4 protein-coding genes are annotated in these 8,923 nt (G+C 32.6%); 1 reads left to right on the forward strand and 3 read right to left on the reverse strand.

The window, feature by feature from the left end; translation table 11 throughout:
* Both ACFFU9_RS10720 and ACFFU9_RS10725 read right to left on the reverse strand, forming a co-directional pair.
* Positions 1-2,336, reverse strand: a 2,336-nt coding sequence (locus ACFFU9_RS10720) for a fibronectin type III domain-containing protein (protein ID WP_379861437.1), incomplete at its 3' end; no start/stop codon positions are given.
* A 40-nt stretch (positions 2,337-2,376) separates the two neighbouring features.
* Positions 2,377-3,846, reverse strand: coding sequence for an arylsulfatase (locus ACFFU9_RS10725; RefSeq protein ID WP_379861438.1), 1,470 nt, complete (start codon positions 3,844-3,846; stop codon positions 2,377-2,379).
* 292 nt (positions 3,847-4,138) lie between these two features.
* On the opposite strand from ACFFU9_RS10725, the gene ACFFU9_RS10730 reads away from it, so the two are divergent.
* Positions 4,139-8,251 carry a two-component regulator propeller domain-containing protein gene (locus tag ACFFU9_RS10730; RefSeq protein WP_379861439.1) on the forward strand — a complete coding sequence of 1,371 codons (4,113 nt, stop codon included), beginning with the start codon at positions 4,139-4,141 and terminating at the stop codon, positions 8,249-8,251.
* A gap of 178 nt (positions 8,252-8,429) precedes the next feature.
* Here the strand turns inward: ACFFU9_RS10730 and ACFFU9_RS10735 are convergent, their stop codons facing one another.
* Positions 8,430-8,711 (reverse strand): hypothetical protein, encoded by a 282-nt coding sequence (locus tag ACFFU9_RS10735; RefSeq protein ID WP_379861440.1) that lies wholly within the window; start codon positions 8,709-8,711, stop codon positions 8,430-8,432.
* Positions 8,712-8,923 lie beyond the last annotated feature (212 nt).

Below are 8,923 nucleotides of genomic sequence, written 5' to 3' on the forward strand. Positions count from 1 at the left end.
ACCATATAACCTTCGCTTTGAGTTTCGATAAATTGAATGGTTATTTTCTCATTACTCTCCACTGAAAAAGCAGTAGCTATATTGGGATGAAAATTGCTTTCTCCCGCTTCGGTTTCTGCTTTTACAGTGTAATAGTATTGTGATTTACTATCTGCCGTTTTATCAATATATATAGTGTCTTTAACGCCACTCGCTATTTTAGTAAACTGGTGTGATTTTTCACCTCTGTACACATTATAATAGGTGTTTGGCAGTACGTTATCTTGTGCAAACCATCTTACTTCAATCGTGTTTAACGATGTTATGGTTGCTGAAACGTTTCTCGGACTTAACGGCACTCTCGAACTCACTAAAACAGTCTCGGTATCTGAAGAAATTCCTTTTCCCAAACCGTTATAAGCGGTTACTGTAAATTTATATTCTGTGTTATCTTTAAAACCTTCCATTCTAAAACCAAACACATTTTTGGTGTCAATTTCTATGGCTTTTCCGTTTTCGTCCGTGTATTTAATTAAATAACTTGTGGCATTGGGCACACTTTTCCAGAAAAGTGTAACCGCATCATCACGTCTAGAAACTTTATATATTTTTATTTTATTAGGCAATTTATAAGCTATAGAAACAGGGTCAGACAACTCACTATTATTTACATTATTGAGTGCTTCCACTTTAAAAAAGTAGGATGCATTCAATTCTACACCCTTTATTAACGCCCTATCCTGATTAGTTACTAATTGGACTTTATCTAAATTTGAAACATCTGTACCATAATATATTTTATAATTTGTAGCTGCCTCAATGGTTCCCCATTTTAACAAAACACCTTCTTTAACTACATTTGCTTGGTAAATAGTAGGTTGTAGCAATGTCTTATTATTTGTTTTCCATTTACTTACTGAAATACTATAAGGTTTTATTGCTATAATTCCGTTTTTATAACGCGCTTCTTGAATAGTTGTGTTATTGGTATTTAAAGAATCTGCTGAAATATATGTAGTAAAAAATTCTTGATTTAGTATTTTACCATTTGTTTTTACTTGAAAACTATTAGCTTCTCCACTTCTGTTGGTTACAACTAGATAATTATAGCCATTACTACCTTGGTATGTTTGTGCAAACATACCATTAGCATCCGTATTGGATAAACCTGCAACTTGAGGGGCATTAGTAATATTTGTACTATATAGAAACTCCGAATTATTTGTCGCTTCATGATATATTTTATATGCTTTACCTTCCAAATCCCTACGAATTCCGGTAACTATGGTATCTGTATTTATTTCCAAACCACGCTCATACGCATCTTCTATAATTTTATTTTTATTATGAAGTGGAACGAATTTATCACTTACCTCATGGGCACCAACATACTCTGTATTTGTATGCTCTAATTGACGCATCACATATTCGATGTTATAAATACTTGAATAAATACCGTTTAAAGGCCTATTCCACACCCCAAATTCCGTAATGACCATAGGAATATCCTTCCATGTATAATCTTCTATTTGTTGCATGGCAGAAGCTGAAGTGGCTTCAATTAACTTAGTATTTCCGCGTTTATAGGCCTCGTCTAACGTTTCTTTTTTACCGGTATGTGGTGCATACGAATGTTTAGAAAACACGTTCCAATAAGCACCATGTTCTTTTTGAAATCGATTAATTTCTTTCATAAACGTCCAAACCCCATCCCATGTATAATTCAGGGTTAACTTGGCTTCTGGAAAAATTTGTTTGATAGCTTCCGCATATGGTTGCATTTTTGCAGCATAGTCATAACCATCATTCCACCAATAACGATTTCGGTTAGGCACATAAAAATAAGGTTCATTACAAAACTGCCAAGCTTCTACTTTTATATTATTGTTTTTACAAAAACGGGCTAATTCCAAAATCATTTCAGGACTTTCTGAAAAAGCGTTAACTGTTATAATAAGTTTACCATTTATTTCACCCAAGAGCTGATATAAATCTGTTACCCTATGTGGGCCTTTTACCTCTACAAAACGATGTCCTTTTAAAAAAGGTTTTTGGTGATCGAACATTGCAATATAATCTAAATCATATTGCCCTGTAGCGCTACTAAAAGCATCGCCCATAGTTCCAGAAAAATAGCGTAACCATCCTGGCTTCAGCTCTTTTACAGCTTCAATAAAATCGGGATGCGTGTAACTCCATACTTTGTCTGCAATTCGCACATTAAAACCACTAGCGCCTCTATTAATAGTATGCCCTAGTGTCGTATCAATTTCAATGGTTTTTAAATTTTGAGACCACAAATTAACTACTTGAAATAAGCAAATAAATAAAATAATATATCTGTTTTTGAGAAACATAAATAGAAGTTGATTTATAAATGATTTTTATTAATATTATTTAAAATGACACTTGATTGAACGTAAACACATCTGATGGCGTTCGAGCCGATTTTAAAATAGCTTCCATCTCTTTAACTATCTCAGGGAATTTACTAGCCACATTATTTTTTTCTCCTATATCTTTAGAAAGATCATACAACTCGATAGCTGCATTCGGTTTTTTTAAAACATTATACTTCACTGCTTTCCAATTGCCTTTTCGAATGGCTTGTCTGCCGCCTTTTTCATGAAATTCCCAATACAGATATTCGTGCTGTTTTTGTTCACTTACATTACCTAATAATGTTGGTAAAAATGAAATTCCATCTATATTACTAGGAACTGTTGATCCTACAATTTCCGAGAATGTAGGAAACACATCCCAAAAAGCAGATATTAAATCGGTTTTACTACCTTGTTTTATTTTCCCTGGCCATTTCACAATCATAGGAACACGAATGCCACCTTCATATAAATCTCTTTTGGTTCCTCTAAAAGGGCCGTTACTATTAAAATATTCAGGATCGGCGCCACCTTCTTCATGCGGACCATTATCTGATGCAAACACAATAATGGTATTGTCTTCAAGGCCTAATTCTTTTACTTTTGCTATAATTTCACCCACCTGATTGTCTAAAACTTCTATCATAGCGACAAAGGTGGCGTGCGCATCTTTTTGAGATTCATATTGACCTTGGCGGTACTCGGGTCCATCATCGGTACCTTTAAAACTGATTTCTGGCTCATAATTCCCTCTATGTTTAGCAATATAAGATTCTGGAGCTGCTAATTCGGCGTGTGGAATGATGGTGGGCACATATAAAAAGAACGGTTTATCCTTATTATTTTCTATAAACTCCATAGTTTTATCATGGATTAACGCCGGGGCATATTGCTCTTTTTTATGTCCAGCATTTCCTGTTAAAACAATAGAATCTCTATTAGACCATAAATGATAAGGATAATAATGATGGCCCAAACGCTGGCAGTTGAATCCATAAAAAGTATCGAAACCTTGATTGACTGGATCGCCTTCCGAACCTGGGAAGCCTAAGCCCCATTTACCAAAAGCACCTGTGGTGTATCCTTGTTTTTTAAACGCTTCTGCTAATGTGTAGGTAGCATCTGGAATAGGATATTGGCCTTCCGGTTTTATTTCTTTATTTCCCCGAACGGGCGTGTGTCCGGTGTGCATTCCTGTTAATAAAGCTGATCTTGATGGTGCACATACGGTATTTCCGGCGTAGTGTTGTGTAAAAGACATGCCTTCAGCGGCTAACTTATCAATATTAGGCGTATTAAATTTCTCTTGGCCATAGCTACTTAAATCGCCATAACCAAGGTCGTCTGCAAGAATGTAAATAATGTTGGGCTTTTTCTGGTTTTCGTGAGTTAACTCAGAAATTTCTTGAGTATTTTTAGTTTTATTACCACATGAAAATGCCAAAACCAGAGACATCACTGAAAGCAAAATAACACCTTTTTTCATTCGTTTTTTTTTATTTGATTACAGATAATAATACAGGATTTTAAACATATATTTCAATCCATTCAAATATATCATTAATATAAAAGAGGAATTTCCTAAAAACGACCTATAAATGTTGCATTGGCAAATAAGGTACACAAAGAGCGCGACGTGCAACATTTACCTCCCCTTAATTCAACATTTTACATCCTTTTACGGAAAGGAAAAGTATGAAAATTGAAAATATCTTTTGTAAATTGTCTCAAAATATAACTAAACACACTAATTAGACATTACTACTCCGTTCTTTTTTATGAGAAACTTTAAATCCACCACACTCATTTTTAAATGCTTTATTTCAATAATCATACTTTTCTGTGGTACTGTATCACATGGGCAGGCAAACACTGTAAATTTTTACGAGCTTGATATTCATGGTGTTTTATTCAACAAAAAAGTAAATGTATTATTTAAAGACAGCTTTGGTTATTTATGGATAGGCAGTAATTCAGGGTTAGATCGCTATGATGGTCATAATTTAATACAATATCAATATGACGTTTTTGACTCCTATTCACTACCCAATAATAATATAAATTCTATTATTGAAGATGCGTATCAAAATTTATGGATAGGTAGTGAAAGTTATCTCATACATTATAATAGAAAAGAAAACAAGTTTAGAGGCTTCCTTAAAAACATTACATCCATTGCCAAAAACAAAACGAAGGATGGTAATATATGGATGAACCTTAAAGGCGTGGGGCTTATTGAGGTTATACCTAATGCAGATATTAATAAGGTAAGTTTAGAGGCGGATTATAGCAATAAAAATAAGTTAAAATTATATAATTTTTTTAAAGACATTAATACTTTAATAGAAGACGAGTTTGGCAGACAATGGGTTGGAACATCCAATGGTATCGCTATTTTAAATAATGAAGGTAAATTCATAGAAACAAACTTTAATAAAAACATTGTAGACATGAAATTTTTTGGAAATAATAAAATTCTAGCTATTACCCAAAACGACCTGTATATTATGGGTTATAATAAATCGGATGCTGCACTAGAAGTTCTTGAAAGTTATTCAACCATTTTAAAACCGTTTAGTTCCAAAGGGATTTTAACAACCATAGCTATTAATAAAAAAAACAAGAATGTATGGATTGGCACCTCGGATGGTTTAATAAAAGCTTTTAGAGAAGATAATGTTTACAATTTTACCCACCACATTAAGGATTCTTACAACTTTCATTTGTTAAACAATCATATCACCTCAACTTTATATGATGACTTTGATAATTTATGGATTGGGTCGTTTAAAGGAATCAATAAATATTTAGGAAGAACCTCCCTTTTTGAATACAATCAAATTTCTATTAATAACAGCTTAACCTCCAGTTTATACAACCAATCGGATACGAATATAATTGTAGGCTCATCAGAAGGATTATACAATTTCAACCCTATAACAAAAAAAAATTCCAAGATAAACACCAGCATTAAAGATGTAACGATTGTAACAAAGAATTATGATAAAACCGAGCTCTTAATTGCAGATAATTTTAGTATTTATAAATCAAAAAACTACAAACCTAATGCTACTAATTTAGAGGTAGAAAAACTTAAATCATACAATAACACCATCAAATACATTACTCCTATAAATAAAAACGAGGTATGGATTGCTTTATGGAACGGTGGTATTGACATCATTAATAGCGATAATGAAATTTCCGATTTCAAAAAAATGCTTATTGAAAAATTTAAGGGAAATCACACGTCCACATTCTTATTAACTAAAAAAAACAAATTATGGATAGGTACCCGTGGTGAAGGTCTATATGTTATTGACCTAACTGAAGAAAATTATAAACATTATTTACCCAATATTAAAAATGGGCTAACATCCAACGCTATTTTAAGTCTTCATGAAGATAAAAAAGGAGATATTTGGATAGGTACCCGAGGTGGTGGTATCAATAGGTATCAAAACAGTTCCGATACGTTTCAAAATTTTAAAGACATTCAAGCGAACAGTCCAAAAATAGTTTCCGCCATAGAAGAAGATTCTTACGGAAACATCTGGATGAGTACAAGAGATGGTCTCTTATTATTTAATATAAAAACGCAACGATTTACCCCCTTCGGCGTTGAAGATGGTATTAATGAAAATCAGTTTATTTTTAATTCTAGTGATACAAACAACGACAATAACATACTATATTTTGGCTGTACTAATGGTTTTTATAGCGTGTACCCGCAACGATTAACGCCTCAAAAAACAGTACCCAAGACGGTAATCACTAATTTTTCCACACTGGGGGATGTGGAAGGTAGTACTTTTAAAAATACACGAAATTCAGCTCAAGCAATCAATATTCATTCAGATAAACCTATTTCACTTCCTTATAAACAGAACAATATATATTTCAATTTTTCATCTTTAGACTTTACGGCTCCCAATAAAAACGAATATGCCTACAAGCTGGAAGGCCTGAACAACTACTGGGTATATACCGATGCATTCAACCGGAATGCCAATTATAACGATCTAGATCCTGGCACCTATACCTTTATGGTTAAAAGCTCCAACAATGATGGTGTTTGGAATGAGGAACCCACCAAAGTTACTTTCACCATTCAACTCCCTTTTTGGCAAAGCACATGGGCATTAATTATTTATACTATCATAACATTATGTATCATATACGTGATTAGCATACTGGTAAGAAGGTGGTATGTATTAAAGAAAAATTTATTAAGAGAAACCATCAGTAGAGAGAAAGACAATGAACACAATAGAATGAAAATGGTGTTTTTTACCGACATTTCTCATGAGCTCCGAACCCCACTGTCTCTAATTTTAGGCACGATTGAAAAAGTAGTTAAAGAAAAACAATTTACTTTAAGTCCAGCAAAATCAGAGCGTATTTACAATAATACCTTAAGAATGCACCGTTTGATCAACCAAATAATGGACATTCGAAAATTTGATGAGGGTAAATTAAAATTAAACATCTCTAAAAATGATATTGTAGACGATATTAGTACCATTAAAAAAGCATTCAACGACTTTGCAAATAATTACAATATAAAGTACGAATTCATATCACCTGAAAAAGAAATTAAGGGCTGGTACGATGTTGATATTCTAGAAAAAATATTATTTAATCTACTCTCCAACGCCTTTAAATATACCAAAGAGCATGGAGAGATAACAGTATCACTAGAATTATTGAAATTAAATAATAGCCTTATTCGAGAAAACACCTTGAATGGAAAGCATATTAAATGCTCTATTAAAGACAATGGACTTGGAGTTCCTAAAAAGGATTTAAACTATATTTTTGACCGCTATTACCAAGCCACTAAATCCCAAAGAAATCAAATTCCAGGCACGGGTATTGGCATGGAGCTTGTACACAAACTCATTGAAAGGCATCATGGTGCCATAACTGTTGAAAGTGAAGAACACATTTTTACAGAATTCACGTTTTATCTTCCTATTTCTAAAAATAAATACCATAAAAAAGAACGCATCGATACAGGAATGCCTTTAAAAAGAAATTTCATAAAATCCTCGGAATTTCAAGTCATCGACAAAACTGCTTCTGCCTTCATTGAGGAACACAACAATCAAAAATCGAAAAAAATAAAAATTCTTATTGTAGAGGATAATGATGATTTAAGAGATATGGTGAAAACAGAACTGAGCTCCCAATATACCATTGTTGAAGCCAGTAACGGACAAGAAGGCTACCAAACCGTCTTAAAGGAAAAACCAGATTTAATTATAAGCGATATTTTAATGCCTATTCAAGATGGTATTTCCATGTTGAAACAAATTAAAGATAATCCAGAATTTAACAATACCCCCATCTTTATGCTCACGGCTAAAAACTCCCATGAAACAAAAATAAAATGCATGAGCATGGGTGCGAACGACTATATTGAAAAACCCTTCAGTTTGGACTTTTTACAATGGAAACTTAAAAACACGTTTAAAACGAGACAAAATCTGAAAGAAAAATACAGTAAAGTCATTACCACAGCGCCTGTAGATGTTGAAGTGGATTCGAATGATGAAAAATTAATAAAAAAACTTATTAAAATTATTGAAGACAATCTTAATAATCACTTATTAACCGTAGAGTTTTTGGCCTCCGAGGTAGGGATGAGTCGTGCTAATTTATATAGAAAAGTTCAACTCATTTTAAATGAAACGCCCGTAAATTTCATAAAAACCATTAAATTAAAACGCGCCGAACAATTATTAAAACAGAATAAAATGTACATTTCTGAAGTGGCCTATATGACCGGCTTTAACAACCAAAAATATTTTAGTAAATGTTTTAATAAAGAATATGGTATGAGCCCTACAGAATATATTAAACGATATATTGAAACTATTAAAGAATAAAAATGGCACTGTGTCATTAAAAGTTAGGGTTGGGGTGTTACTAATTCCATGAAAAAAAGATATGAATATTTGAAAGATTACACAACTCCTTGCAACGGCCTTCATTCTTCTCTCTAAAAAAGAAGCCCGTAAACGATATCGTTTACGGGCTTCTTTTAGAAAGGAAATAAAAATAGAACTAACAAGCATTTTGCTTACGTTCACGGTTTCGCTTCATAACTTCTAACATTTTTAACTCTTCTTGAATTTCTTCTCTCCTTCGCATCGACTCAAGCAGTTTCTCGTCTCTAAGCGCTTGTTTTTTTCTGTTTTCAATAAGCTTCCGCTCCTCCTTTTCAATTTCCGCTTTCTCTGCTTTTCTTCTTCGTTTTTTGTCTAAAGTAGTAGAAAAATAGGCAAAACCATAAATACTAATAAAGAGTAAAGCTACAATTGACAGTATGATATATCCGTGTTCCATAATTTTGTGGCATTTATTTTATATTGTAAATGCTTTCTGAAATATTTATATTAAAAATCTTAAAAAAGATCCATATAAAAATAAAAAAAAAGTATGGAGTCTAAAAAATAAAAAGGCAGTATCTCATAAAGTGTGTAAGTTTTAAAATCTCAGGTTAATATTTAGCCTGAGATTTTTTATTTATTAATTTTAAATTTTACACACTTATGAAA

Source organism: Mariniflexile ostreae, from assembly GCF_042427585.1.
GTDB lineage: Bacteria > Bacteroidota > Bacteroidia > Flavobacteriales > Flavobacteriaceae > Pseudalgibacter > Pseudalgibacter ostreae.

Bases quoted from the DNA above. Each gene is read 5' to 3' on its own strand.
- ACFFU9_RS10725 (WP_379861438.1), bottom strand. From the start codon at position 3,846: ATGAAAAAAGGTGTTATTTTGCTTTCAGTGATGTCTCTGGTTTTGGCA.
- ACFFU9_RS10730 (WP_379861439.1), top strand. From the start codon at position 4,139: ATGAGAAACTTTAAATCCACCACACTCATTTTTAAATGCTTTATTTCA.
- ACFFU9_RS10735 (WP_379861440.1), bottom strand. From the start codon at position 8,711: ATGGAACACGGATATATCATACTGTCAATTGTAGCTTTACTCTTTATT.